Raw genomic sequence first — 26,581 nt, forward strand, 5'->3', positions numbered from 1 at the left:
GCCATTTTGGTGGGGCTTTTTTTGTATTCCGAGTTTATTCGCGCGGGATGTGTGTTAACAAATTGTTAAAGGCACTTGCCGCTTTATCGAACAATGGATATACTAGCGGGAATGGAATGAATAAAAATGCGAAAGGATGATTGCAGAAATCATGGCGAAACAATACAGAGACGGACAGTATATTGTGGTCCCTGAAAATCCGGTATCCATGTTTTTGTTCAACAGTACGCGCTCGGCGTGGATATGGCTGCTGGTTAGGCTCTATCTCGGTTACGCGTGGTTAACGTCGGGCTTGAAAAAGCTGACGGCCGAAGCCTGGACGGGAAGCGAAGCCGGAGCGGCCATTAAGGGCTTTGTCGGCGGCGCGCTGGCAAAGGCGGAAGAAGGAAAGGACGTCACCGGATGGTATGCTTCTTTCCTAGAGGGGTTTGTGCTTCCCAATGCCAAGCTGTTTGCCTATATGGTGGCCTTCGGCGAGGTACTGGTAGGACTCGGGCTGATTTTGGGTCTGCTGACCGGTATTGCCGCGTTTTTCGGCGGGTTAATGAATGCCAGCTTTTTATTCGCGGGCACGGTAAGCTCCAATCCGTTGTTGTTTATATTGGCGACATGGCTGGTGCTGGCCTGGAAAGTCGCGGGCTGGTACGGCTTGGACCGCTGGGCCCTGCCGCTGCTGGGTACGCCTTGGAGCCGCAAGCGCAAGGATAAGGATATTCCGGAACAAGTTTGATCCTGCCCAAAAGTAACATTCGTCACTTTCATCACGCGTTTGTCAAGTACAATTCGAACAGACCGCGGCCATGAAATCCTTTAATCTGAAATCAGATCAATATGGATAAAGGATGATGGTCATGGGAATCCGTGCTTTTTTGAAACTGGTGGAAATTCAGACGAAGGTTGCCAGCATGATCCCGTTCCTGTTCGGAACCTTGTATGCGCTGTTTCGTTTTCAGCAGTTCAATGGGTATCATTTTGCCCTGATGCTCGCATCATTGCTGTCGTTTGATATGGCAACAACGGCGATCAATAATTATTACGATTACAAAAAAGCGATTAAAAAGAACGGCTTCGGTTACGAGCAGCATAATGCCATCGTACGTTATAACCTGAAAGAGCCGGCGGTTGTGTCCGTCATCGCTCTGCTGCTGCTGACGGCCGTCGGATCCGGCATAGCGCTGTTCCTGTCCACGGGCTGGTTAATTCTGCTGCTTGGCGGAATGTCCTTCGCCGTAGGGATATTATATTCGTTCGGACCGATTCCGATTTCGCGGATGCCGCTAGGCGAGCTGTTCTCCGGATTGTTCATGGGGTTTGTCATCATCTTCATCTCGGCTTGGATCCATGCAGAAGGCAGTCATCTGGCGGTTATGGATATTCAAGGGAGCGTCCTCTCCCTTCAGGTGAACCTGCCCGAGGTGCTGCTGCTGCTGGTCGTATCATTGCCGGCCATTCTCGGGATTGCCAACATCATGTTGGCCAATAACATCTGCGACATGGATGAGGATTTGGAGAACAGACGGTATACGCTCCCGGTATATATCGGCTTCAAGCATTCGCTTAGACTTTTCCGGGTTCTGTACTGCCTTGCTTATCTGGACTTGGCAGCTCTTCTTCTGATGAAGGTGCACCCTGTGCTGGTTCTGCTGGTGTTCGTCACCATTGTCCCGGTATATAAAAAAGGAGCCGCATTTACCGCACATCCATCCAAAGAGAAAACCTTCGTGATCGCGGTGCAAAATTTCGTGGTCATGAATTTGGCCAGGATCGCGGCACTGGCTGTGGCCGTGACATTAACCTCGCTTTCGTTTTTCTAACCGAATCCCGTTCGTTTTACCAGAAGCAGGCATAGCCTGCTTTTTTTCTTTATACAATGAGGTATGGACTTCAGAGGAGCGGAAGAAACTAGGAACAGAGGAGGTTTCGGTCATGAAGCATTGGCAATCCGTACAAGCGGTACTCTTGCCTGCGGCGATTGCATTCATCCTGCTTGGCCTGTTGATGGGGCTCCAATCGCAAGCTCGTTATAAGGTCGGCGCTGTACCCGCGGCGGTGCCTTATCACAGCCGCGAATTAAGCGATGCCGGCTTAGTGGATTCCCTGATGAGTCTACCTCTGAATCTGCAGATAAGCCGGGCGGACTATGAAGAAGGCGCTTTGACGCTGGATATCAAATTGAGCGATGCCACGGAGACGGCCTCCGAGGTTTATGAGGACATCGCCAGCATTATGTCCTATTCGTTCGATGGCACGGATAATGTGAGGCAGCTGTATCTCAGGGTGGTTGCCATCGATCGCTGGGGAGGAAAACGGTATATGCTGCTGGCCTCGAATATGAACAGGGAGGCATGGGATTCACGCTATGCGGAAGTCCTAACCCAGCTGGAGAACGAGGATGTGCCGCCTTCCGTCGCTGCTGCGCTGAACCTGACCTTTACGAATCTTTGGCCAAAGCAGTTCAGCGGCCCTGGAAAGGGGTAAAATAGTAGATGACAGGGCATGTACGTGCCCTGAACATGTGTTATAATAGATTGGATTGTGGGCTCAATTGGACAAAAGAACATCAAGTGCACGGAGGCTGAGAATGAAACCGTATCGCGTACCAGAACTGGCAGAGAAATATATAAACTATGATATGATTCAGAACCACACGGAACTTCCGGGTTTTCCGGATGCCCGTGTTCATTTGTTATACATATTTTTAATGGATTCGGGACGGAATATTGCCGGACACGAAGAATTATACGCGCTGGTTACCTCACTGGTTCAGGTGGGACTCGATACGCATGAAAGCATCGACGTTACGGAAGGCAATCAAGGAGAGGCAATGATGCGCTCCCGGCAGCTGAAAGTGCTCGCAGGGGATTACTTCAGCAGCCGTTTTTATCAGCTCCTGGCCCTGAAGGGCGAAATTGCCGTCATCTCGCTTCTGAGCAAAGCGGTTAGCGAAGTGAACGTGATGAAGATGAGATTATACGGCAAAATGAAAAAAAACCTGCTGCCTTCTGAAGAATATCTACAGCTAACGGTACAGCTGAATATGCAGCTGTTTCTTTCTTTTACTCCGCTGCTTGAGGTGTCCGTGCAAGAAACATGGGAGAAGCTGCTCAAGGAAATTACGGAATGTGAAACGCTTGTACAGGAGATGGAACGCTGTGCGACGCCTGACATCGGCAGATGCGGCTACGCGTACTGGCATCTGATCGAGTCGGGAAGCGACGAGGAACGGAAAATGCTGGTGGGCAGAAAAACGGATATGAAGGATTGGCGGAAGCTGATTCTGAAGCATAAGGCTTCGGAGAAGCTGCTGGACAAGCTCCGGGAATCCGTCAGCGCCGTACAGCAGCTGCTGGGAGGCCGCGTGGGCGAGAGCCCGTACGCCGGTGTACTGGACCCGTTTCTGAAACGGCTCAGCACATATCGGTCCGTCGTAAGTGAAGGGTAGGGGGATGCAGTGGATAATCAAACAACCAAGTTAGACGCAATCAAGCATGACGGCAAAAATCCGAAAGAGCAGTACGTCCATTCCGTCTTCGAAAGCATATCGGGCAAATACGACCTGATGAACGACATTCTCAGCTTTCGAAGACATAAAGCTTGGCGCAAGTATACGATGAAAAAGATGAACATGCGCCATGGCGATACGGCCATCGACCTATGCTGCGGAACTTGCGACTGGACGATTAGCATGGCCCAGGCAAGTGAATCCGGACACATAGTCGGACTCGACTTCAGTGAGGGGATGCTGAACGTCGGCCGGGAGAAGGTTGCCAAGCATGGACTCGAACCACAGATCGAGCTGGTTCAGGGAAACGCCATGAGCCTGCCGTTCGAAGATAACCAATTCGATTACGCGACGATCGGTTTCGGTCTTCGCAATGTGCCGGATTACATGCAGGTTCTGCGTGAGATGAAACGCGTGGTTAAGCCCGGCGGAATGGTGGTATGTCTCGAACTGTCCAAGCCGACTTGGCAGCCGTTCAAAGGCATTTATTATTTTTATTTCCAACAAGTGCTGCCTCGGATGGGGAAACTGGTAGCCAAGCGTTATGAGCAGTATAAATGGCTGCCCGAATCGCTGGCTTTGTTTCCGGGACGAGAGGAGTTAGCCGAAGCTTTCCGTCAGACCGGACTTCAACAGGTTCAGGCCTTTCCCTTGACTGGTGGCATAGCAGCCTTACATATTGGGATCAAGGAGAATCTGGATGTTTAAGAAAATAGGAACTTATCTTGAAATGATTAAAGTGGAGCATACGCTGTTTGCTCTGCCTTTCGCTTTTATGGGGGCGATTCTAGGATCGGCCGTCGTGTTTGACCGATTACCGTCTTGGGGAGATATCGGCTGGATCTTTCTTGCCATGTTCGGTGCGCGAAGCGCAGCTTTCGGACTCAACCGGCTAACCGACCAACATATCGATGCCAAGAACCCCCGTACGGCTAATCGCGCCATTCCGGCAGGCCTGCTTAAGCCGCTGGAGGTCATCATATTTATTATTCTGTCTTTCGCCGTGTTTTTCTGGGCTACTTACATGCTGGACCCGTTTGCTTTCCGTTTGCTGCCTATCGCTATTTTCATGCTTATCATTTATTCCTTTACCAAACGGTTCACATGGCTTTGCCATCTGGTGCTCGGTCTTACAACGGCGCTTGCCCCGCTGGGCGGATGGGTTGCGGTAACCGGTCAAATCGACTGGAAGGCGATGGTGTTTTATATCGCGCTTGCGTTTTGGACGGGCGGATTTGATATCGTTTATGCATGCCAAGACGAGAAGTTTGATGCAAAAGAAAGGCTGTACTCGATTCCTTCCCGGTTCGGCCTGCACAAAGCGCTCTGGTTCGCTCGCGGGTTCCACGTCGTTACGGCTGTCGGTTTTATCGTTCTTTTCTTTGTAACGCCGGTGGGCTGGTGGTATTTGGCGGGCATGGTGATCGCTTGCGGAATTTTGTTCTATCAGCACTACATCTTGTCGCCAAATGATATGAGCCGCCTGCAAACCGCGTTCTTTACCATGAACAGTACGCTGAGCATCATTCTGTTCGTATTCACTCTCATTGATTTGGTGGTGCGTTATATCTGATGAAATCCATGCGCAGAAAGAGCTGGGTTGTCGGCATTACGGGGGCCAGCGGCAGCATATACGGGGTTCGTCTAACGGAGACCCTGCTCTCGCTGGGCTACGATGTGCAATTGATTATCTCTAATGCGGGCTGGCGCGTGCTGAAGGAGGAAATGGGCTTTCAGGCGGGCAACCGCGAGGAAGTGCTGGCCGAGAAATTCGGCGGTTTCGAGGGGAACGTGATATACCATCCGATCTCCGACATCGGAGCTACGATTGCCAGCGGCTCTTACCTGGTGGAAGGCATGATTATCATGCCATGCTCGATGGGCACGTTATCCTCAGTGGCGCACGGATCTTCCGATAACCTGATGGGCCGCGCCGCCGACGTCATGATGAAGGAGGGCCGTCCTCTGGTGCTTGTCCCGAGAGAAACGCCGCTGCATGCCATTCACCTGGAGAACATGCTGACGCTGGCCAAGCTTGGGGTCAAAATCATTCCGGCGATGCCAGCCTTCTATCATGGACCGAAAACGATTGATGATATCGTCCATTTTTTGGTCGGCAAGGTATTGGACAGCTTACGCATCGAACATGAATTGTACACCAGATGGGGTGACTAGCAACAACAATGGTTCAGGCATTAACCTGTGCTGCGATTTGATGAACGACAACAGGAAGGGTTACGCTTATATTTCAAGTTCGCATCAGAGCTTGGCCTGCTGAAATCGCAAGGTAGCGCCGGAGTTATGGAATGAGAATCTAAGCATACGGGTGAAGAGATGAAACGATTTGACATATTCGGAACATTAAAAAAAGATATGGACGTTATCGAGAGGGAGCTCTACCTCAGCGTCGAAGGCGACAGTCCCGAGCTGACAGAGACTTCCCTGCATCTGCTTAGAGCAGGCGGCAAGCGCCTCCGTCCCGTTTTTGTCCTGATGGGCGGCAAATTCGGCGACTATGACATTGATAAGCTGAAGCATGTGGCCGTGCCGCTGGAGCTGATCCACAGCGCTTCCCTCGTTCATGACGACGTGATTGACGATGCGGACACGCGGCGCGGCAAACCCACGGTGAAGGCCAAGTGGGACAACCGGATCGCCATGTATACCGGCGATTATATTTATGGCAAGGCGCTCCAGTTGACGACTCACCTGAAACAGCCTGAAATTCATCAGATTCTGGCCAAGGCCATGGTTGAGATGTCCATTGGCGAAATGGAGCAGATACGTGATTTCTTTAATACCGAACAGGACGTCAGAAGATATCTTCTCCGCATTCGCCGCAAGACGTCGCTCCTGATTGCCGTCAGCTGCCAGCTCGGCGCGTTGGCTGCGGATGCGGACCGGAAGGTGGCCAACAGCCTGTATCGATTCGGATATAATGTCGGCATGGCATTTCAGATTCAGGACGATCTCCTGGATCTGTGCGGGACGGAGAAGCAGATTGGCAAGCCCCCGGGGAGCGATATGAGACAGGGAAACATTACGCTGCCCGTCATTTTCGCTCTCGAGGACAGCCAGCGGAGAGAGCCGCTGCTGCAGGAGTTGGAACGGATTCATGCACTAAATGGCCAGTGCGATGTATCGGGCGCCGTAAAGCTTGTAACCTCAAGCGAAGGCATATCGAGATCCGAGGCGCTGGCTGATCGGTATATAGGTAAAGCATTGGCTGCTTTGGATACGCTGCCTGACATCAAGACCAAAAAACAGCTTAAAGATATTGCAAATTTTATTACAAAGCGGTCATATTAGCCTTACCCATGAGGTTGCTTTCTGTTAAAATACGGGTACAAACATGTAACATCACCTGAGCATGGAATGAAGGTTCGATTGTTCAATTACCTAGGATGAGGGGAAGCGTGATGAGGCCTATGGAACGTACTTTTTTAATGATTAAACCCGATGGTGTGCAGCGTGGGCTGATCGGCCGAATCGTCGGCCGTTTGGAGGATAAAGGATTCAAGCTGGTTGCGGGCAAGTTTATGCAGATTTCGGACGAGCTGGCCAAGCGCCATTATGCGGAACATGAAGGCAAGGATTTTTTCGATAACCTGGTAGGGTTCATCACGTCCGGACCGGTGTTTGCGATGGTTTGGGAAGGTGACGACATCATCGCTTTGTCTCGCCAAGTCATCGGCAAAACGAATGTGAAGGATGCGCTGCCAGGTACGATACGCGGGGATTTTTCAGCTCATACGCCGCATAATCTGATTCACGGATCGGATTCGCCTGAAAGCGCGCAGCGCGAGATCGCCAATTTTTTTGATGATCGGGAATTGGTTGAGTACAACAAGACGCTGTCCCCTTGGCTGTAAGCGAAGCGGGAAGCGGAATAATCTGATTAACAGGATGATACGATGACGGAACATGAACCAGTACTGGAGGATCCCGATTATATCGGCTTTGTTCGCAGCATCGAGCGAAGCACCGGGATCAACCTGGCCGATTACAAGGAAGCGCAGATGAAGCGAAGGCTGACGACGCTGCGCATGAAGAAGGGGTTTGAAACCTTTTCGGCCTTTTACGATGCGATGATGAAGGACAAGCCGCTCTTTCATGAGTTTTTGGATCGGATGACAATTAACGTCTCGGAGTTTTGGCGCAACCCGAACCGGTGGGAAGTGCTCCGGGACAAAATATTGCCGGAGCTGGCCAAGCAGAATCCTGGGGTGTTGAAGGTTTGGAGCGCTGCCTGCTCGACCGGCGAAGAGCCCTATACGCTTGCCATGATCCTGGCGGAACAAAACATGCTGGGCCGGGCGCGCATCATGGCGACCGATATTGATGACGGTGCGTTACATAAAGCGAAGGAAGGCCTGTATGTCGAGAGGTCACTCAAGGACGTCCCTTCCGGAGTAGCCGCCCGCTATTTTAAGGAAGAGGGCTCGCTGTATCGATTCAGCGAGAACTTGAAGAAGGAGGTCTCCTTCCACAAGCAGAATCTGCTCACGGACCGGTTCGAAGCCGGGCATGATCTGATTGTCTGCCGGAACGTGATGATTTATTTCACGGAAGGGGCCAAGCACAAGCTGTATCAGAAATTTGCCGCGAGCCTGAAGCCGGGCGGGTTTCTGTTTGTGGGCAGCACGGAACAGATCTTTAATCCGGGGCAGTACGGCCTGGAAAGCAACGAGACCTTTTTCTACCGTAAAATTCAATAGAGACGGCAGTCTTAACGCATAAAGCGCTTTTCAATCCGCAGGATGAGAGGCGCTTTTGCTCGTTTGTCGACATTCTTGTCAAAGCGTTAGACCTATACTATAATGAGCAGAAGATGTTCGCGGAGTTTAGCGGTTTAACGCTTAAAAGCCTAAAGGGGGAAAAGCATCATGAGCTTACGGTTTTTAACCGCTGGGGAGACGCACGGGCCTCAGCTGACAACTATAATCGAAGGGCTTCCAAGCAACTTAGAGCTTGATTTCGACGCACTGAACTTTCAGCTCCATCGTAGACAGAAAGGGTACGGCCGGGGACGCCGCATGCAGATCGAGAAGGATACCGCGCAAATCCTTGGCGGTGTGCGCCACGGCTATACAACCGGTGCGCCGCTCGCGCTGGTCGTCCAGAATAACGATTGGAAGCATTGGCAGAACATTATGAACGTAGAGCCGATTGAGGGCAATGACGAGGCGAAGAGACGGGTGCATCGTCCAAGACCGGGTCATGCCGACCTGAACGGCGGATTGAAGTACAACCTGAAGGATCTGCGTAACGTGCTGGAACGATCCAGTGCCCGTGAAACCACGGTCCGCGTTGCCGTTGGCGCTATCGCCAGACAATTCCTGGCGCAGTTTGGCGTCAAAGTGGCTGGCCAGGTCATCCGGATCGGCGAAATCGAGGCTCCCCCGCACAATCTTTCGATCGATGAGCTGATCGAGCGTACGGAAGCTTCTTCGGTTCGCGTGGTGGACGAAGAGACCGAGAAGAAGATGGAAGCCTACATAGACGAGATTAAAAAAGAAGGCGACTCCATCGGCGGCATTGTGGAATGCATCATCGAAGGATTGCCCGTCGGATTGGGCAGCCATGTCCAATATGACCGCAAGCTGGATGGACGCATCGCGCAGGGCGTGATGTCGATTAACGCCTTTAAGGGCGTTGAGGTAGGCATCGGATTCGAAGCAGGCGAGCTGCGCGGCTCCCAAGTGCATGACGAGATTATGTACAGCGAGGAGCGCGGATACCACCGTGCGACCAACCGCCTGGGCGGATTCGAGGGCGGGATGACAAACGGCATGCCGATCGTCGTGCGCGGCGTCATGAAGCCGATTCCGACGCTGTACAAGCCGCTTCAAAGCGTGGATATCGACACGAAGGAAGCCTTTACGGCTCAGGTTGAACGCTCGGATGCCTGTGCGGTTCCGGCAGCCAGCGTCGTGATGGAGCACGTTGTGACCTGGGAGGTAGCTAAGGCGTTCCTTGAGAAGTTCGGCGGCGATTCGATGGAGGAAATCCATGCGAATTACCAAAACTACCTGAAACAGCTGGAGAACTACTGATATGAGGACATTACATGTGGAACTGGGAGAGCGTTCCTATCCGATTTATATCGGTGCGGGGATACTGAATACCCTCGGCGAGCTGAGCGCGAAGCATGGCATAACCCGCAAGAGCCCGCATCTGATCGTAACGGATGATCAAGTGGCGCCTCACTATTTGGCGCAAGTGGAGGAGCAGCTGAAATCGGAAGGGTACACGGTCATATCCCATATTGTCCCTTCCGGCGAGTCCTCCAAATCGTTACAGGTCTATGAAGAGGTTATGACCACGGCCATCAACGGCAAGCTGGACCGCAGCTCGGCTGTCTTCGCGCTGGGCGGAGGCGTTGTGGGCGATTTGGCCGGATTCGTCGCGGCGACATACATGCGCGGCGTGACGTTTGTTCAGATCCCGACCACGATCCTTGCCCATGACAGCAGCGTAGGCGGCAAAGTGGCGGTGAACCATCCTCTGGCCAAAAATATGATCGGCGCTTTTCATCAGCCCGTCATGGTGGTTTATGACGTGAATACGCTGATGTCGCTGCCGGTGCGCGAGGTGTCTTCAGGCCTTGCGGAAATGGTGAAGCATGGCTTGATCCTGGACCGGGATTTTGCCTATTGGTGCCGGGAGAGCGGCTCGAAGCTGCTAAGCCTGGAGCCGGAAGCTTTGATCTACGGCCTGGAGCGCGGCTGCGCGATCAAGGCGGACGTGGTATCCCAGGATGAGCGGGAAGGCGGCTTGCGCGCCATTCTTAATCTGGGGCATACCATTGGCCATGCCATCGAAGCCGTTGGCGGCTACGGCCGATTCTTGCACGGTGAGGCGATAGCAATCGGCATGGCGGGATCGGCCCGACTTGCTGAGAAGCTTGGCAGATCTTCGGATCTGCACAAAGAGACGGTAAGCATGCTGAAGGCCGTGAACCTGCCGGTAACCTTGCCGGATGACGTCTCGGTCGATCGCATCATGGATGCCATGCAGCATGATAAGAAGTTCGCCGAGGGGCAAATGGTATTTATCGTACCGGAATCCATCGGTTCCGTCAGCATCGTTAAGGATGTACCGGTAGAAGCTGTTCGATCCGTGGTCGAACAGTTGAAGGGAGAGGGATAGTTCATGATGAATCGGGGAATCCGGGGGGCGACAACCGTCACCCGCAACGATGAGCAGGAGATCGTACAGGAGACGCTGCGTCTGCTGGAAGAGATGGTGAGACGCAACGAGCTACAGCCTGAATATATCAGCAACATATGGATTACAATGACGCAGGATTTGGACGCAACGTTCCCGGCCAAGGCGATACGCCAGCTGGAGGGCTGGGATCTCGTCCCTTTGATGTGTTCGGTTGAAATCCCCGTTCAGGGCAGTTTGCCGCGCTGCATCCGGTTTATGGTGCAGGTCAATACGGACAAAAGCCAGAGCGAGATCAAGCATGTGTATTTGAACGAAGCCAAGCGGCTGCGTCCGGATTTATCGGGCTCCAACGCTTGATATTGAAAATTAGGGTTGCGGTAACACGGCATTATCCTGTATAGTGATATCAGAATAGCTGAGTAGAGTTAGGTTTTACAGATGAGTTGAGTTGAGAAGAGCTGAGGCATTTTAGGGAGTAACATCATCGGGTTTTAGGATACACTTGATTTCATGATGAATCTTACGGCATGTTCGTACGGCCGGTTACAGGTCTATTTCTTGTATCCGTTCCATGGAACGTCAGCGCTGTAGGTTGTCAATGAACGGGTTGAATGTCCTTTGACCGCGCTCTTTTTTCATAGACTTATTCTGAACGTTAACCTCTACTTCGGTAGAGGTTTTTTTGTTGTTTACATTCATTAAGGAGGGATTGACATGGCGAATCCATCAATGGAGCAAGTGGTGGCAATGGCAGGTGAATACAACCTGATTCCGGTAGCGATCAGACTGTTAGCCGATATGGAAACCCCGATTCGCATTTTTCAGCGCTATGCGGAGCGGAAACGGGCATTTTTACTAGAGAGCGTTGAGGGCGGCGTACAGTGGGCACGGTATTCGTTCATCGGAACAGACCCCTTCTTAATGATCACGGGTAAAAAAGGCAAGATCGAGATTGAAAAGAACGGGGAACGTTCCTTGCTGGAAGGCAAGCCCGTCGAGGAGCTTAAAGCGCTGCTGCGTACGTACCGCAGCCCGCAGCTGAAGGAGATGCCTCCTTTTACCGGAGGGGCCATCGGATTTTTTGGATATGATCTGCTTCAATATTACGAGAAGCTGCCTGCACACGCGATGGATGATCTCGGGATGGATGATATCCGGTTCATGTTTTGCGATCAAGTCATTGTCTTCGACCACGTGAAGCAGCAGATCATGCTGGTCGGCAACGTGCACGTGAAACCTGGAGATTCGGACGACACCATCCGTCAGACCTATATGGATGTATGCCGTACCCTGGAAGCGGCGGCCGAACAGCTGCAGGATCAGGGGCCGCGGGAGAACGTGAACTCCAGAGGCATCCCGGCCGATGTCGACATGGGCGATATTAAATCCAACATGACCAAAGAGAAGTATCTCTCCAATGTGGAGCAAGCGAAGGAATATATTCGTGCAGGCGACATTTTTCAAGTTGTGTTGTCCCAGCGCTTCCATATCGAAACCGAAGTATCGCCGCTTCACGTCTACCGGGTGCTGAGGACGCTGAATCCTTCGCCGTACATGTATTATCTCAAAATGGACGACGACATTATCGTGGGAACGTCTCCTGAAGCCTTGGTGAAGGTGGATGGACGAAGGCTGGAAACAAGACCGATCGCGGGCACAAGGCCGAGGGGCAGCAACGAAGCCGAAGACCAGGCGCTGGCGGATGATCTGCTGCAGGACGAGAAGGAACGCGCGGAGCATTTGATGCTGGTGGATCTCGGCCGCAACGATCTGGGCCGCGTATCGGAGTTCGGCACGGTGAAATGCGATACGTTCATGGAGATTGAAAAATACTCCCACGTGATGCATATGGTATCCAGCGTATCCGGCCAGCTGAGCGAGAATAAAGATTTCTTTGATGCTTTTCTGTCCTGTCTGCCTGCAGGAACGGTATCCGGAGCTCCGAAGCTGCGGGCAATGGAGATCATTGCCGAATTTGAGCGGGAAGCAAGAGGCGCATATGCGGGCGCCATCGGTTATCTTGGCTTTGGAGGCAATATGGATTCCTGCATTACGATCCGTACGATCATTTTTCGCCAGGGCAAAGCTTATGTTCAGGCAGGGGCCGGTATCGTATGGGACTCGGTTCCCGAGAAGGAGTATGAGGAAACCGTTAATAAAGCCAAAGGGATGCTGAAGGCGATCCGCGTCGCGGAAGCGATGTTTCCGTCCAGCACGGGGGCCAACGACCTAATCAATCAGGATTATCTGTATCAATATACACCTTAACATGAAGGAGGAGATCGTAATGAACGTGATGGAGACGATGCAATCCAGCCTTTCAAAGCTGATCGGCGGTCAGGATCTGAGCCGGGATGAAGCCCGCGGGGTGATGCAGACGATAATGGAAGGCCATGCGACCCATTCTCAAATCGGCGCGCTGCTGACGGCCTTAAGAATGAAGGGAGAAACCGTAGAAGAGATAACCGGTTTTGCCGAAGCCATGAGAGGAGCGGGCGGACGCGTCGTTACCGAGCGGAACCAGCTGCTCGATACGTGCGGCACCGGAGGATCCGGCATTCACAAGTTTAACATTTCTACTGTATCCGCTATTATCTCCTCCTCGGTTTCGGTCAGAGTGGCCAAACACGGCAACCGTTCGGCATCGGGCCGGGCGGGCAGCGCCGATGTGCTGGAAGCGCTTGGCGTCAATATCCACTTGACCGCAGAACAAGCCACAGCCTGCCTGAACGATATCGGCATCTGCTTCCTGTTCGCCCAAATTTATCATCCGTCGATGAAATATGCGGCTGCTCCTCGCAAAGAGCTCGGGGTCCGGACCGTATTTAACATGCTGGGGCCATTGACGAACCCGGCGGGCGCGGACCGGCAGATGCTCGGGATATACGATATGAACAAAACGGAAACCATTGCGCAGGTCCTCAAAGAGCTCGGTTTGAAGCGGGCCATGGTAGTGACCAGCCACGATGGGCTGGATGAAATCAGCGTCTCGGCGCCTACCCGGGTATCGGAGCTCCGGGGCGGAGAAGTCCGCACTTATGATATCCACCCCCATGATTTGGGTCTGTCGGTTCATCCGATGAACGATATCCTGGGCGGCGATGCACAAGAGAATGCGGCCATCATCGGCTCGGTACTGCGTGGAGAACGCAGTGCTTATCGGGACATCGTGCTTGCCAATGCCGGTGCCTGCATCTATGTGTCGGGACTTGCGGATAGTTTGGCCGAAGGCGTGCAGCGTGCTGCGGGAGCGATTGATTCCGGGCTGGCGCAGTCCAAGTTGGAGCAGCTGATCTCAAGAACGGGGGAAATGAGTTATGTATCTTGATCGAATCGTAGAAACGAAACGCAACGAGGTTGCACAGCTGCGAGAAACGTTCAGCATCTCGGAAGCAGAGAGGCAAATAGCGGATTTGCCTCCGACTCTCGGGTTTGAGAAGGCGTTGTCCATGGGACGCAAACGCAGCATGGGGTTAATCGCCGAGGTCAAAAAGGCTTCGCCCTCCAAAGGGTTGATTCGTCCCGACTTTGACCCGGTTATGATCGCCAAGGCTTACGAAGCAGCCGATGCCGATTGTCTGTCCGTGCTGACGGATAAGGACTACTTTCAGGGAAGTGGAGAATATTTGCAAGCGGTAAGGGCGGCCGTCAACATCCCGCTGCTGCGCAAAGATTTCATTATCGACGAGACTCAGATTTACGAAGCGCGCCTGCTGGGTGCGGATGCCGTTCTCTTGATTGCGAGCATCCTTGCGCCGCAGCGTATCGCGGAGTTCATTGACGTTGCAGGCTCAATCGGATTGGATTGCCTGATTGAGGTTCACGATGGGCAAGAGCTGGAATCGGTTCTCGGACTGGGAACGGCACGGCTGATCGGGATTAACAACCGTAATCTTCGCACCTTTGAAACCTCATTGCAGACAACGGCAGATATCGCGGCGCAGGTTCCGCAGGAAGTGACGCTGATCAGCGAAAGCGGAATATCGAGCCCGGCCGACATTTCCTATTTGCATTATGTGGGAGCACACGGCGTTCTGGTCGGGGAACATTTCATGCGCCAGCAGGACGTGTTCCGCGCTGTGAACGATCTGATGGGACCGCTGCCGATAGCTGCAGACATGGAATAAAGGGGACATTCGATGATGAGTACGGCGCTAAAAATATGTGGACTTCAAAGCGTTGAAGTGCTAAAATCTATGATAAACTTACCTGTGGATTATATCGGATTCGTATTTGCCAAGAGCCGGCGGCGGGTAACGCCGCAGCAGGCTGCGCAGTTGGTGCAAGTATTGCGGGAATGGGAGCATGACAAGATTCCCGCTGCTGTCGGCGTCTTGGTTAACCCTGATTTGAGCGAGCTCGCAGAGCTTCTTCAAGAAACGGCGCTTGACGTCGTGCAGCTGCATGGTCAGGAATCGCCGCAATTTTGCCGGGAAGTGAAGGAGCGCTTCCCGGTTTCCGTTTTTAAGGCGGTATCGATTGAAAGTGACCGTCCGGAAGCAGAACGTCTGTCGGCACTGGATTCGTATGCGGGCTGCATCGACGGACTGCTGATCGACACCTATGATCCGGTGTACGGCGGAGGGTCGGGCAAGACGTTTGCCTGGGATCTGATCCCGGCGTACCAGCAATGGGCTGAACGGCAAGGGATTCCCTTGTTTGTAGCCGGCGGGCTCGATCCGGATAATGTTGCTCTTTTGATCGGCCAGTACGCTCCGTACGGGGTGGATGTATCCAGCGGCGTAGAGAGCGAGCCTGGCGTGAAGGATATAAACAAAGTGACCGCATTTGTAGAAAGGGTGAAGGGGAAATGACACAGCTTCCTGACCGTAATGGACGTTTCGGGGTGTTTGGAGGCCGGTTCGTGCCGGAAACACTGATGAACGCTTTAATAGAGCTTGAGCAAGAATATAATCGTTTTTCGGAGGATCCTGCTTTTAAAGAGGAGATCGCCTATTTGCTGAAACAGTATTCCGGAAGGGAAACGCCGCTTTATTACGCGGAGCGGCTCAGCCAACATCTCGGCAAGGCTAAAATTTACCTGAAGCGCGAGGATTTGAACCATACTGGCGCGCACAAAATCAACAATGCCATTGCACAAGGCGTGTTAGCCAAGCGCATGGGCAAAGGCAAGGTCATTGCCGAAACGGGCGCCGGACAGCATGGCGTAGCGACCGCGACCGTAGCCGCTCTGCTGGGTCTTGAATGCAAGGTATTTATGGGCGAAGAAGATACCAAGCGGCAGCAGTTGAACGTATTCCGCATGAAAATGCTCGGTGCCGAAGTAATTCCGGTGACGTCGGGAAGCCGAACGCTGAAAGATGCCGGCAATGAGGCGCTTCGCTATTGGGTCAGCAACGTCGAGGATACCTTTTATGTGCTGGGTTCCGCTGTAGGGCCGCATCCGTATCCGATGATGGTGCGGAACTTCCAGCGCATTATCGGTGACGAGACCCGGAGGCAGATGCTGGAGACGGAAGGAAGGCTTCCAAACGTCATTCTTGCGCCGATCGGGGGCGGTAGCAATGCGATCGGCATGTTCTATCCGTTCCTTGAAGACAAGGAAGTCGGATTGATCGGCGTCGAAGCGGCAGGCAAGGGAGTGGATACCGATTTTCATGCGGCTACCATGTCCAAGGGGACACAAGGTGTATTCCAAGGCTCGATGAGTTATTTGCTGCAGGACGAGTACGGACAAGTACAGGAGGCGCATTCCATTTCAGCCGGCCTTGATTATCCCGGCGTTGGTCCGGAGCATTCCTATTTAAAAGACATTGAACGCGTGCAGTACGTACCGATAACCGACCAAGAGGCGCTCGATGCCCTGCAGCTGCTATGCCGCACGGAAGGCATTATTCCTGCCCTGGAATCCGCGCACGCCGTAGCGCAAGCCGTAAAGATGGCATCCACGTGGACCGAGAACGATATCATCGTGATTAATTTATCCGGACGCGGCGACAAGGACGTGGAGTCCATCATGGCTTACACGGGAGGGAAAACCGAATGAACCGAATCGATCAGACCTTTGCGTCGTTGAAGGAACAAAACAAGACAGCCATGATCCCTTATCTCACCGTCGGAGATCCGGATGTGAAGTCGACGCTGGATATCATCCATGAGCTTGAAATCGCGGGAGCCGACATTATTGAACTCGGCGTTCCCTACTCGGATCCCCTTGCCGACGGACCGGTCATCCAGCGAGCTTCCGAGCGCGCGCTGAAGAGCAAGGTGACCATTCGCACTTGCATGGAAACCGCGCGCCTGGCAAGAGAGCGGGGCAGCAAGCTGCCGTTCATCCTGTTCACGTATTACAATCCGGTACTGCAAACCGGACTGGACGTTTTCTTCGAGGAAGTGGTAAGGCACGACATCAGCGGCTTGATCATTCCCGATCTTCCGGTGGAGGAATCCGAGGAGGTTCGGAAACGCGCCCACGCGGCTGGCGTTCATCTGATACCGCTGGTGGCCCCTACCTCCCATGAGCGGATTGCGAGCATCGCTTCGGAAGCGACCGGCTTTGTGTACTGCGTATCCTCGCTTGGCGTGACGGGCGAGCGCACCGATTTTTACTCGGGGGTGGAGTCTTTTCTTGAGACGGTAAGGCAGTACAGCAGCGTGCCGATCGCGATCGGCTTTGGCATTTCATCCAGTGAGCAGGTGGCCAGATTTTCCAAAATCTGCGACGGCGTCGTTGTCGGCAGCGCGATTGTGCGTCAGATTGAATCGACCATTCCTCTGTTGGAGAAGGAAGAGACAAGACAGCAGGGGCTTTTGCAAATCAGGGAGTTTGTGGCACAATTAAAAGGATAGTGTTGTCCATAGCAGTTATGAAAGGTGAGGCGAATATCGTATGAAACCGAAAGCGCAAATTGTTAATCTTCCCGTATATCAGCCCGGGAAACCGATCGAAGAAGTCAAAAAGGAATTAGGGCTTGATGTTGTCATTAAACTGGCCTCCAACGAGAATCCGTACGGCTGCTCGCCGCGCGCAACCGAAGCGATTACCGCCGAACTGGGAACGCTCAGCCTGTATCCGGACGGAAGTGCGGCCGATTTGACGGCTGAGCTTGCTGGCCAGCTGGGAATTGAACGCAATCAGATTATTTTCGGCTGCGGATCCGATGAAATCATCGCCCTCATTATCCGGGCATTCCTGCAACCAGGAGATGAAACCATCATGGCGGATCAGACCTTCTCGGTGTATAAAACGAACGCGGATATCGAAGGTGCGACATGCATCGAGGTGCCGCTGGTGGACGGTAAGCACGATCTGCCGGGCATGGCCAAAGCCGTTTCGGACAAAACCAAAATCGTGTGGGTGTGCAATCCGAATAATCCGACCGGAACCATCGTTTCCGAAAGCGAGCTGGTTTCTTTCCTGGATGAAGTCCCGGCCCACGTAATGGTTGTGCTTGATGAAGCTTATTATGAATATGTAACGGACGCTTCGTACCCGGACAGCATCAAGTTAATGGAGCGTTATCCGAATCTGGTCATCCTGCGTACCTTCTCCAAAATATACGGCTTGGCCGCCCTCCGGATCGGCTACGGCATCGGGCAGCAGGAAGTCATTTCCTTGATCAATCGGGTACGTGAGCCGTTTAATACGGGACGCCTGGCTCAAGTAGCGGCGAAGGCAGCCCTGAAAGATCAGGAGTTCGTAGCGAAATGCCGTCAAATGAATGCCGATGGGATCCATTACGTGCAAGGGGAATTTGATCGTCTTGGACTATCTTATTTTCCTGCGAACGGTAACTTCATTATGGTGGATGTGAAGAGGCCAGGCACCGAAGTGTTTAAGTCGCTGCTTAGCAAAGGCATTATCGTACGGCCTGGATTTGAACTGTACCCGAACTATATTCGCGTAACCGTAGGCTCCGAAGAACAGAATAAGGCTTTTATCGGCGCTTTGGAACAAGTGCTGAGCGAAGTGAATGCGCCAGCCTGATCGAATGACACAACAATAATCGCAGCTTGAAACGAGTGAGAGAGAACATGACAATGCAAATTTCCATATTCGGCGTCGGCTTGATCGGCGGTTCGTTAGCTTTAAACTTCAAAGGAAAACCTGGCATAACCGTTACCGGTTATGCCCACACCCAAGAATATGCCGACCAGGTCATTGCTAAAGGCGTCGTTGATAAGGTTACGCTTTCGGTAGAAGAAGCTGCCCAAAACGCGGACGTCATTTTTTTATGCGTTCCCGTAGGCAGTCTTGAGATGTACATGAAACGTTTAAGCGAAATGCAGCTGAAACCGGGATGCATTATTACGGATGTTGGCAGCACCAAAGCAAGCATTGCCGAATGCGCGTCCCAGCTTGCCCTTAAGGATGCGTATTTCATCGGCGGTCATCCGATGGCGGGCTCGGAGCGATCCGGTGTTGGAGCGGCCTCCACCGTATTGTTCGAGAATGCCTATTACGTGCTTACTCCGCCGGACGATGTCCCTCAGGATAAGCTGAACGTGCTTGTAGAGCTTTTGTCTCACACGCGTGCCCATATTGTGAAGGTAGAGCCGAGACTTCACGATGAGATCGTTGGAGCGATCAGCCATCTGCCTCATGTGATTGCAGTGGCGTTAGTCAATCAGATCAGCTCCTATAATGACGATAATCCGTTGTACCGCACCTTGGCCGCAGGGGGCTTTCGGGATATAACCCGCATCGCTTCCAGCGACCCGGTCGTATGGCGGGACATTCTATTAAACAATCGCAGGGTCATGCTGACGCTGCTGCAAGACTGGAATGAAGGGATCCGGCGATTCATGGATATGCTGGAGTCGAAGGACGGTGCTGCGATCGAAGAGGCTTTCCGCATGGCAGGGGAATTCCGCAGCGTACTGCCAGAACGGCGCAAGGGCATGATCGTGTCCCAATTTGATCTGTATTTGGACGTGCCTGACCATCCGGGCATCATCGGCCGCATTGCGACGGAGCTCGGGACGAACAGCATCAACCTCAGCAACATGCAGATTATCGAGAGTCGGGAAGATGTGCCGGGCGTGATGAGGCTTTCCTTCCGCAATGAAATCGAACAGGAGCGGGCTAAAGAGCTGTTGTTATCGCAAGGACACTCGGTGTATCAGTAATTTTCCGGTTGTTTTTAAACAACCGGAAATAAATGCGTTTTCAGTGTTGACAAAATGAAAACGTATACATATAATAAAAGTACAGTATGGTTTCTCTCCACTCCTATCCAAAATATTGCACTTTGTGCAACCGCCTTCAATGATGAAGGCGGATTTTTTTTGCCAATTTTCCTATCCGTGGAAAACCTTCTGCCACAAACCTGAACTTTTCTCCAATATGTGCTATAATGCTAGAGATGCTAGTGTAGAAGATTTGGGGAAATTGCCAAATACATAGAATAGTCAGACAACATGAGGCGTAACTATATATGGTTTGACGGTACTTTTGCACAAATCCTTGATTTTCCTCATGAAGGTGGAAATGACAAGGAATGGGCACCGGTGGGTGAAGGAGGAACGAAAAATCATATGACGGATTCCCAACTAATCCAAGAAATTAAGCAAGGCAATACCGAACTTTATTCCGAATTAATGAGGCGTTATCAGAGAAAAATATTGGCATTTGTCTATCATATGTTAAAAAGCTCGCACATGGAGCTAATGGCTGAAGATTTATGCTCGGAAACGTTCTACAAGGCTTTCCGGAGCCTGCATTCCTTCCGGGAAGTGGATGCATCCTTCTCGACTTGGCTCTACACCATTGCGCGCAACACCGTGCTGAGCGAACTTCGCAAGCATCGCAGCGGCACATTGCCCCTGGAGGAGAGCGGGGTCGTGCCAGTGGCGCCGCTGGAGGTCGCCCCGGAGCAGGCGATCCTGCGCAGTGAACGAGTACATATGGTAAGGGAAGCGATTAACAATTTACCGGAGAAACAGAGATCTGCGCTGATTCTTCGGGAGTATGATCAACTGGATTATCAGGAAATCGCAGATATTTTAGGTCAAAGCGTCAGTTCGGTTAAGTCACTGTTGTTCCGGGCCCGCGGCAGCGTCAAAATTCAGCTCGAACCCTATTTTTATGAGCCGGTTTTTGAGGATCTGAGAGGGATGAAGAACAGATGACTTGCAATGAAGCCCAAGAGCTGATGGAAACGGTCTGGGATTTACCGGACAACGATCTGCGGCGACAACGGCTGATTGCACATGTTCAAACCTGTAGCTCATGTGCAGCGGAGTACGAAATGTGGGTGGAAAGCCAGAACATGGTTCATGCCCTGGAGCATGAGATTCCCGACATGGACGCTGAACAGATCAACCGCAACGTGATGGACCGCATTTATCGCGATTTTCCCTGGCTGGTGGAGGAAACGTCCAAGAGCCGGGCGGTAAGCCGAGTGTTCCGGAAGCGGCTGACGCTGATGATTGCCGGTTTTCTGGCCTTGTTCGTTTGCAGCTTTGTTTATTTTGCAGCGACGGGCAATCAACCGGATCCGGTTCCGGAAGCCGTAACGACAGGGATTATCCCTACAGGCGTAGCGGATACGGCCCAAGGCTTGAATACCAAGGACGATTACAACATTCCAAAAACCAACAGCGGCATTATTGATCCTTTTGTGGTTGATATGAGTCCCACTCAGCCAGAATACTGGATGATACTTTCCCTTTTGGGAATCGGATGCGCTTTGTTTTTCCTAAAAAGACTAAATCGGGTCAGAAGATAAAATATGGATAGGATGGAGGAGAGGCGGCATGCAGATCGGCTTGGTTCGCCATGGATTAACGGATTGGAACGCTCTAGGCAAAATCCAAGGCCAAACGGACATACCACTGAATGAGGAAGGCCGTCGTCAAGCGCGTTTGCTTGGGGAAAGGCTTCTGCAGGAGCCTTTCCGGTGGGACTTCGCGATCAGCAGCGGGCTCTCCCGCGCTGAAGAAACCGCGAAAATCATTTCGTCCATGCTGAACATTCCCTTGGCGCCGCCGGATAACCGCTTGCGTGAGCGCAAGTACGGTCAGGTGGAGGGCTTGACAGCGGAAGAGCGTGAAACCCGGTTCGGTGCCGATTGGCACATGTTGGATCTGGGCCAGGAAACGGATCTGGAGCTTCAGTCCAGAGGGCTTGTCTTTCTCGATGATATGTGGCATAAACATCCGGAAGCCAATATTCTTGTTGTCAGTCATGGTGGTTTTTTAGCACAGTTATACAAGCTGGTGTGCCGTGGCGCCCTGAGCGAACGGATCGGCAATCTGTCGCTCACCGTCCTGGAGAGAAAAGAGGATGACTGGTCTCCCTTGCTGTTTAACTGTACCAAGCATCTGTTGACGAACCAATCGTAAATATGAGCGTGTATTATGTAGAAGGAGCCTTCCGTCGGGAAGGCTCCTTCTTTATGTTGGATAGGTTGACGTTTACACTTCGGCGATTAAAATAAACCGGTGCTGCTGGACCTCGAAGTAGCCATTGGTCCGGATCATCCGGTGAATATGATGTAAAGGCTCGATATAGCGCTCCACCGTAAAATTCGGGATCTGCCAGGGAATCGCTATCAAATAATAAACCAGTGCGCCGATGTCGTAAAATCGCTGCGGTAAAAAGTCCTCGCGGCTGAAGGTAATTTTGAACCCGTGATCCTGCAGCTCTTGGGTCGCTATGGCCAGGTTCCAATGAGCGAACTCTTCATTCAGCGGAACGCCAAGCAATTCGTTAATCCCATAACAATCGGTTCCGCCGGATTGCTGGGTTACAAACACCCCGCGATCGTTCAATATTCTTCTTACTTCCGCTGCCGAATAGGATTCATGCTGATTGATGATCAGGTCAAAATAACGATCCTTTAAAGGAAGCGAGGAATCTTCTTCAAAGTAGACAACGTTTACGCCCAGCGGCTCGAGTCTTTGCTTTGCAATCTGAACGTTCGGTTTGTACCCTTCGGTGGCATAAACGGTTTTGGGGAGCGGCTGCAGGGAGGATAAGAATTCTCCTCCTCCCGTACCCATGTCCAGCATCGTAGCGGCATTTCGCATCAAAGGGAGCACCACGCTGCCCAAAGACCAGGGGAGAGCGTGGGACTGCATGCGGCCGGAAGCGGTAATACGCGAAAAATCCCATCCCGAAAAATGGTGATCCATGTTTTGAATGAAGTTCAAAAATTCAGCATCTTTTATCATCTCTGCATAACCTCCAAGTCATTTATCATGAATAAGTTTCTTCATATAAAACGCTCTTAAGGGAGGTCCGCGGATTCGGTTCGCACCAAGTTATATTTCGTGTTCCGGCGTTCTTATCATGATGATCCTCCTGTATGGATGGAATCAGCCCGTCTTAAAAAAGCTGAGCTTCATTTTGTATTCGTTATAAAAACATCAAGTGCGGTTTCCTGTAACCGTTTGTATGTATTCTATCATTTAATAAGAGAGCATAGTCATTTCTATATAGAAATAATCAAAAAATATTTCATCACACCGACGAGAATCAGGTATCAAAAGTTCGAAACCTTCCCATAATGGTTGTAAAACGGCGAGGCGATGGAAGATGAATCTAGCGGATATGCTCACATATGCCGATATTGGACAGCTTAGCAATATAGCGAATCACTATGATTGTGACGCTAAGCGGAATTCGAAGCACGAATTGATCCAGAGCATCCTGTCCAAGCTCGGGCGAAGAGAGTTTTTCGAGGAGCAGGTCAGCAGCTTGTCACCGAGCGATTTGCGTTTTCTGAACAATCTGGTCTTTGACACTCGAACAGGCTACAGCCTGGAAGAACTGACGGCCGCCATCCGTCATACGGCGGATTTGGAGGAGAAAGAAGATAAAGCCTCTTCAAACAAGAAGGCAGCTGCCGCCAAAACGGAAAGTCCGCGGGAGGCGGTCGCGCGTTATCGCCGAAGCGGCTGGCTGTTTAACGGTTTTACCCATTCCACCAAGTATTTGTTTCAAGTGCCCTCGGATTTGAAGGAGCGGTTCCGCGATGTGCTGCGGGAGCGGCTTCATCAAAATCTGGAGCGATTGCCGCATGATCCGGAAGCATACCGGGATGAGCAGGGACTAGCCGCGGAAGATCTCAAGCTGATTCTTAAATATGTAGGCGGGCACGATATCGAGCTGAACCAGGAAGGATTCATGTACAGGCGAAATCAGCAGCAGCTCATGAGTACGCTGCATATTTCGGAGCCGTTGATTACCAAAGGAGCGTGGCGGTTCGGGTATGGTCGTTCCTGCATTGAATATCCCGACCGATTTGCGCTGCTGTACGATTATGCCTACGCCAAAAAATGGATCAGGGAAAACCACGCCCGGTTGATCCTGAGTGAAACCGGAGCCTCGTTTCTTGAGGAAGGAAATCAAGTTAGCGTGATACAGATATTCCGCTTTTGGTTAAGACTGTATAAAGGCGCAATTCCCAATATATCTTCTCTTGTTTACTGGATAAGTCAATGCGCAAGAGATTGGGTCACGGCAGCCTCGCTTTACGAATCGCTGGGCTGGCTAATCCGTCCTTTCTATTATGATAGTCCGCAAAACATCTTGGAGCAGCGGATTATCCGCATGCTGATGCATTTGGGGATGCTCAGAATAGGGGAGAGCCAGAGCATGGGAACATCATACAAAATGACCGCGCTTGGATTGAAGGCAGCGGAAGCCGGCATACATATCAGCGATTCGAATGATGATCTGATCCTCTAGCATGGTTGTTTGGACAAGTTCGCAGCAGCCGTAAATATGTTGGAAGTTAAGCAATTAAAGGGAAAGAATATAAGCTATACGCAAATTTAGTTTGGAGGTGCATCCTAATGGATAAGATGAAGGTTACTTACGAGGTTATGTTAGGTCTGGCGGCCGAAATGGTGTGGGACGAGGCATTGCGCAAGCATCGGAGCGAAGAGCTGTACAAGGAAATCGACGAAGCGCTGGCTTCCGGCGACGAAGTGGCTTTCCGAACCCTGACGGATGAACTGAGGACTTTGAATTGAAGAAATGCTTTATCGCATTTCTTCTTTTTTTTGCCTAACCTGCCCTTTCACTCGTATAATGAAGACAAAATCATGATGAGTGAGCAGAAAGGAATGTATCTTGCATGAAATTTAGTGAAGTGGACGAGCAGACGTGGCCGGAGCTGAAACCTTATTTTGATACCTGCCTGATTCCGTTTACCGGACTTTCGGGTACGGAAACGCCATGGGAAGCGACAGCCGCGCTGGAAAGGCTCCGGGATTTTATGGATATGGCAGAAATTCCGTTTAAGGGAAGATTGGTTACATATCCTGCCGTACAATATGGAAATACTGAAGATATGAAGCTTCTAAATGAAGTTTGTCACAATGTCAAATCCATCGGCTTTAAGTACGTGGTGGTCATGACAGCCGATTCCGAGCTATCTATAGAGGATGTGCCCGAAAGTACGCTTGTCCTGTCGCGGCGCAGGCTGGAAGGCAGTGACTCGATCCCTATGCCTGCCATCGTATCCGGACAGATCAGCGAAATGTGGCAGCAGGAAAGCCGTGTTGAATTGTGACAAAAAACCAACAATTTATGAAAGGGCTATTGGAAGCGAACCCAAATTTGGGATTCAAATTCTTGACGGTCTTGGGTGCCTAAGATATTATTAGTATGTCCTAGTAAGTCGTGTGATTTTAATCATTGATGACACTTAAGAACGGTTGACAAAGGGGGTTGAACACAGAATGAGCAGCAACCACAATGACGAGCATGAAGAATCGCACAATCCACCCCGACAGAAAGAGATGTCCCGCAGACAATTTCTTACATACACGTTGGGCGGTGCCACAGCTTATATGGCTGCTGGAGTAGTTTTGCCAATGCTCCGCTTTGCCGTTGATCCGATTCTTCAAAATAAGGAAGAAGGGTCTTTTGTAAAAGTCGCGGAAGAGAGCAAAATTACCAACGATCCACAGGAATTCCATTTCGAGCTCAAACAGCAGGACGGCTGGTACAACAGTACAGCTACTTTGACGGCGTGGATTCGTAAGAACGATCAAGGTGAAATTGTAGCGCTTTCACCGATTTGTAAGCATTTGGGATGCCTTGTTGGATGGAATAACAACAAGAATTTCCCGGATGAATACCACTGCCCTTGCCACGGTGCGCGTTATACACCGGACGGTAAGAACCTGGCAGTCGCGCCGAAGCCGCTTGACCAGTACGAGACGAAAATCGAGAACGGCTGGATTTACCTCGGCGCCATCGTGCCAAATACCGTAGTTAAATAGGAGGCGTAGATTCAGATGTTGAAGAATGTCTACAACTGGATTGATGAACGTCTCGATATCACGCCGATTTGGAGAGACGTTGCAGACCACGAGGTACCGGAACACGTAAACCCGGCGCATCATTTCTCCGCGTTTGTGTACTGTTTCGGCGGCTTGACGTTTTTTATCACAGTCATCCAGATTCTGTCGGGAATGTTCCTGACGATGTATTACGTACCGGATATCATAAACGCTTACAACAGTGTCGAGTACCTGCAAACACAGGTTGCCTTCGGACAGATTGTCCGCGGCATGCACCACTGGGGCGCAAGCTTGGTAATCGTTATGATGTTCCTGCATACGATGCGCGTGTTCTTCACCGGCTCTTACAAAGCGCCGCGTGAAATGAACTGGGTCGTTGGTATGCTCATTTTCTTTGTTATGCTCGGCCTTGGTTTGACAGGCTACCTGCTGCCATGGGATAACAAAGCTTACTTCGCTACAAAAGTTACACTGGAGATTGCGAACTCCGTACCTTGGCTTGGACCTATCATTAAAGAATTGCTGCAAGGCGGTACGATCGTAGGTGCCGAAACGCTGACGCGTTTCTTCGCTATTCACGTATTCTTCCTTCCGGCTGTCCTTCTTGCCTTATTGGTAGGACACTTTATCATGATCCGCAGACAAGGTATTTCCGGTCCACTATAAGAAGAAGGGAGGCGCATA

Annotated in this window: 30 protein-coding genes; 29 read left to right on the forward strand and 1 reads right to left on the reverse strand. The window is 51.6% G+C overall.

Translation table 11 applies throughout. The features are described from left to right. Positions 1 to 151 precede the first annotated feature (151 nt). The 24 genes from MHH82_RS11390 to MHH82_RS11505 all read left to right on the forward strand — a co-directional run bounded on the left by MHH82_RS11390 (position 152) and on the right by MHH82_RS11505 (position 21,982). A complete protein-coding gene (locus MHH82_RS11390) occupies positions 152 to 730 on the forward strand; it encodes a DoxX family membrane protein (protein WP_096773277.1) in 579 nt (192 codons plus the stop codon). 121 nt (positions 731 to 851) lie between these two features. Continuing rightward, entirely contained in the window at positions 852 to 1,814 is a 963-nt protein-coding gene (locus MHH82_RS11395; protein WP_145035546.1) for a prenyltransferase, read from the forward strand. Between the two features lie 112 nt (positions 1,815 to 1,926). After that, on the forward strand, positions 1,927 to 2,478 hold the full coding sequence (locus MHH82_RS11400; RefSeq protein ID WP_015734526.1) for a hypothetical protein: 552 nt from the start codon (positions 1,927 to 1,929) through the stop codon (positions 2,476 to 2,478). A gap of 103 nt (positions 2,479 to 2,581) precedes the next feature. Then, the gene (locus MHH82_RS11405; protein WP_015734527.1) at positions 2,582 to 3,442 is read left to right on the forward strand and encodes a heptaprenyl diphosphate synthase component 1; all 861 of its coding nucleotides are present in this window, start codon (positions 2,582 to 2,584) and stop codon (positions 3,440 to 3,442) included. Positions 3,443 to 3,451: 9 nt separating this feature from the next. Beyond that, positions 3,452 to 4,210, forward strand: coding sequence for a demethylmenaquinone methyltransferase (locus tag MHH82_RS11410; protein WP_009595260.1), 759 nt, complete (start codon positions 3,452 to 3,454; stop codon positions 4,208 to 4,210). Next, positions 4,203 to 5,075: a UbiA-like polyprenyltransferase gene (locus tag MHH82_RS11415; RefSeq protein ID WP_009595147.1), complete on the forward strand. Its 873-nt coding sequence runs from the start codon at positions 4,203 to 4,205 to the stop codon at positions 5,073 to 5,075. The genes MHH82_RS11410 and MHH82_RS11415 overlap by 8 nt, the downstream gene beginning before the upstream one ends. Further along, on the forward strand, positions 5,075 to 5,677 hold the full coding sequence (locus MHH82_RS11420; RefSeq protein WP_015734528.1) for a UbiX family flavin prenyltransferase: 603 nt from the start codon (positions 5,075 to 5,077) through the stop codon (positions 5,675 to 5,677). Before MHH82_RS11415 ends, MHH82_RS11420 begins: the two co-directional genes overlap by 1 nt. A gap of 159 nt (positions 5,678 to 5,836) precedes the next feature. Beyond that, positions 5,837 to 6,811, forward strand: coding sequence for a polyprenyl synthetase family protein (locus tag MHH82_RS11425; protein ID WP_015734529.1), 975 nt, complete (start codon positions 5,837 to 5,839; stop codon positions 6,809 to 6,811). A 119-nt stretch (positions 6,812 to 6,930) separates the two neighbouring features. Next, the gene (gene ndk / locus MHH82_RS11430) at positions 6,931 to 7,374 is read left to right on the forward strand and encodes a nucleoside-diphosphate kinase (RefSeq protein ID WP_009595207.1); all 444 of its coding nucleotides are present in this window, start codon (positions 6,931 to 6,933) and stop codon (positions 7,372 to 7,374) included. 42 nt (positions 7,375 to 7,416) lie between these two features. After that, positions 7,417 to 8,220, forward strand: coding sequence for a CheR family methyltransferase (locus MHH82_RS11435; RefSeq protein ID WP_015734531.1), 804 nt, complete (start codon positions 7,417 to 7,419; stop codon positions 8,218 to 8,220). Between the two features lie 168 nt (positions 8,221 to 8,388). Beyond that, entirely contained in the window at positions 8,389 to 9,558 is a 1,170-nt protein-coding gene (aroC, locus tag MHH82_RS11440) for a chorismate synthase (RefSeq protein WP_015734532.1), read from the forward strand. Position 9,559: 1 nt separating this feature from the next. Beyond that, complete coding sequence (gene aroB / locus MHH82_RS11445) at positions 9,560 to 10,654, forward strand: 3-dehydroquinate synthase (protein WP_251493932.1); 1,095 nt, start codon at positions 9,560 to 9,562, stop codon at positions 10,652 to 10,654. Positions 10,655 to 10,657: 3 nt separating this feature from the next. Next, positions 10,658 to 11,032, forward strand: coding sequence for a chorismate mutase (gene aroH, locus MHH82_RS11450; protein WP_009595253.1), 375 nt, complete (start codon positions 10,658 to 10,660; stop codon positions 11,030 to 11,032). A 357-nt stretch (positions 11,033 to 11,389) separates the two neighbouring features. Continuing rightward, the gene (gene trpE / locus MHH82_RS11455) at positions 11,390 to 12,943 is read left to right on the forward strand and encodes an anthranilate synthase component I (RefSeq protein ID WP_251493936.1); all 1,554 of its coding nucleotides are present in this window, start codon (positions 11,390 to 11,392) and stop codon (positions 12,941 to 12,943) included. Between the two features lie 19 nt (positions 12,944 to 12,962). Then, positions 12,963 to 14,003, forward strand: coding sequence for an anthranilate phosphoribosyltransferase (trpD, locus tag MHH82_RS11460; protein ID WP_015734535.1), 1,041 nt, complete (start codon positions 12,963 to 12,965; stop codon positions 14,001 to 14,003). Next, complete coding sequence (gene trpC / locus MHH82_RS11465; protein ID WP_036665632.1) at positions 13,993 to 14,802, forward strand: indole-3-glycerol phosphate synthase TrpC; 810 nt, start codon at positions 13,993 to 13,995, stop codon at positions 14,800 to 14,802. Before trpD ends, trpC begins: the two co-directional genes overlap by 11 nt. 12 nt (positions 14,803 to 14,814) lie before the next feature. Further along, on the forward strand, positions 14,815 to 15,489 hold the full coding sequence (locus MHH82_RS11470; RefSeq protein WP_340965707.1) for a phosphoribosylanthranilate isomerase: 675 nt from the start codon (positions 14,815 to 14,817) through the stop codon (positions 15,487 to 15,489). Continuing rightward, positions 15,486 to 16,682, forward strand: a complete 1,197-nt coding sequence (gene trpB, locus MHH82_RS11475) for a tryptophan synthase subunit beta (RefSeq protein WP_340965709.1) — start codon at positions 15,486 to 15,488, stop codon at positions 16,680 to 16,682. Before MHH82_RS11470 ends, trpB begins: the two co-directional genes overlap by 4 nt. Beyond that, on the forward strand, positions 16,679 to 17,485 hold the full coding sequence (trpA, locus tag MHH82_RS11480; protein ID WP_340965711.1) for a tryptophan synthase subunit alpha: 807 nt from the start codon (positions 16,679 to 16,681) through the stop codon (positions 17,483 to 17,485). The genes trpB and trpA overlap by 4 nt, the downstream gene beginning before the upstream one ends. Positions 17,486 to 17,525: 40 nt before the next feature. Continuing rightward, on the forward strand, positions 17,526 to 18,623 hold the full coding sequence (gene hisC, locus MHH82_RS11485) for a histidinol-phosphate transaminase (RefSeq protein WP_036665626.1): 1,098 nt from the start codon (positions 17,526 to 17,528) through the stop codon (positions 18,621 to 18,623). Positions 18,624 to 18,676: 53 nt separating this feature from the next. Continuing rightward, positions 18,677 to 19,765 (forward strand): prephenate dehydrogenase, encoded by a 1,089-nt coding sequence (locus tag MHH82_RS11490; RefSeq protein WP_186326437.1) that lies wholly within the window; start codon positions 18,677 to 18,679, stop codon positions 19,763 to 19,765. Between the two features lie 408 nt (positions 19,766 to 20,173). Then, the gene (locus MHH82_RS11495) at positions 20,174 to 20,767 is read left to right on the forward strand and encodes an RNA polymerase sigma factor (protein ID WP_015734542.1); all 594 of its coding nucleotides are present in this window, start codon (positions 20,174 to 20,176) and stop codon (positions 20,765 to 20,767) included. Further along, positions 20,764 to 21,366, forward strand: a complete 603-nt coding sequence (locus tag MHH82_RS11500; protein ID WP_036665620.1) for an anti-sigma factor family protein — start codon at positions 20,764 to 20,766, stop codon at positions 21,364 to 21,366. Before MHH82_RS11495 ends, MHH82_RS11500 begins: the two co-directional genes overlap by 4 nt. 28 nt (positions 21,367 to 21,394) lie before the next feature. Then, a complete protein-coding gene (locus MHH82_RS11505) occupies positions 21,395 to 21,982 on the forward strand; it encodes a histidine phosphatase family protein (protein ID WP_015734544.1) in 588 nt (195 codons plus the stop codon). A gap of 72 nt (positions 21,983 to 22,054) precedes the next feature. Here the strand turns inward: MHH82_RS11505 and MHH82_RS11510 are convergent, their stop codons facing one another. Then, on the reverse strand, positions 22,055 to 22,813 hold the full coding sequence (locus MHH82_RS11510; RefSeq protein ID WP_015734545.1) for a class I SAM-dependent methyltransferase: 759 nt from the start codon (positions 22,811 to 22,813) through the stop codon (positions 22,055 to 22,057). A 364-nt stretch (positions 22,814 to 23,177) separates the two neighbouring features. Here MHH82_RS11510 and MHH82_RS11515 point away from each other — a divergent pair, with 364 nt between their 5' ends. From MHH82_RS11515 to qcrB, 5 genes are all read left to right on the forward strand, one after another. Further along, positions 23,178 to 24,332, forward strand: coding sequence for a hypothetical protein (locus MHH82_RS11515; RefSeq protein WP_036665616.1), 1,155 nt, complete (start codon positions 23,178 to 23,180; stop codon positions 24,330 to 24,332). 107 nt (positions 24,333 to 24,439) lie between these two features. After that, on the forward strand, positions 24,440 to 24,619 hold the full coding sequence (locus tag MHH82_RS11520) for an IDEAL domain-containing protein (RefSeq protein ID WP_009595190.1): 180 nt from the start codon (positions 24,440 to 24,442) through the stop codon (positions 24,617 to 24,619). A gap of 104 nt (positions 24,620 to 24,723) precedes the next feature. After that, positions 24,724 to 25,161: a DUF2487 family protein gene (locus MHH82_RS11525; RefSeq protein ID WP_015734547.1), complete on the forward strand. Its 438-nt coding sequence runs from the start codon at positions 24,724 to 24,726 to the stop codon at positions 25,159 to 25,161. A 169-nt stretch (positions 25,162 to 25,330) separates the two neighbouring features. Next, a complete protein-coding gene (locus MHH82_RS11530) occupies positions 25,331 to 25,876 on the forward strand; it encodes a ubiquinol-cytochrome c reductase iron-sulfur subunit (RefSeq protein WP_015734548.1) in 546 nt (181 codons plus the stop codon). A 15-nt stretch (positions 25,877 to 25,891) separates the two neighbouring features. Continuing rightward, positions 25,892 to 26,563: a menaquinol-cytochrome c reductase cytochrome b subunit gene (qcrB, locus tag MHH82_RS11535; protein ID WP_006209500.1), complete on the forward strand. Its 672-nt coding sequence runs from the start codon at positions 25,892 to 25,894 to the stop codon at positions 26,561 to 26,563. The last annotated feature ends 18 nt before the right edge of the window (positions 26,564 to 26,581 follow it).

The organism is Bacillus sp. FSL K6-6540 (assembly GCF_038007545.1).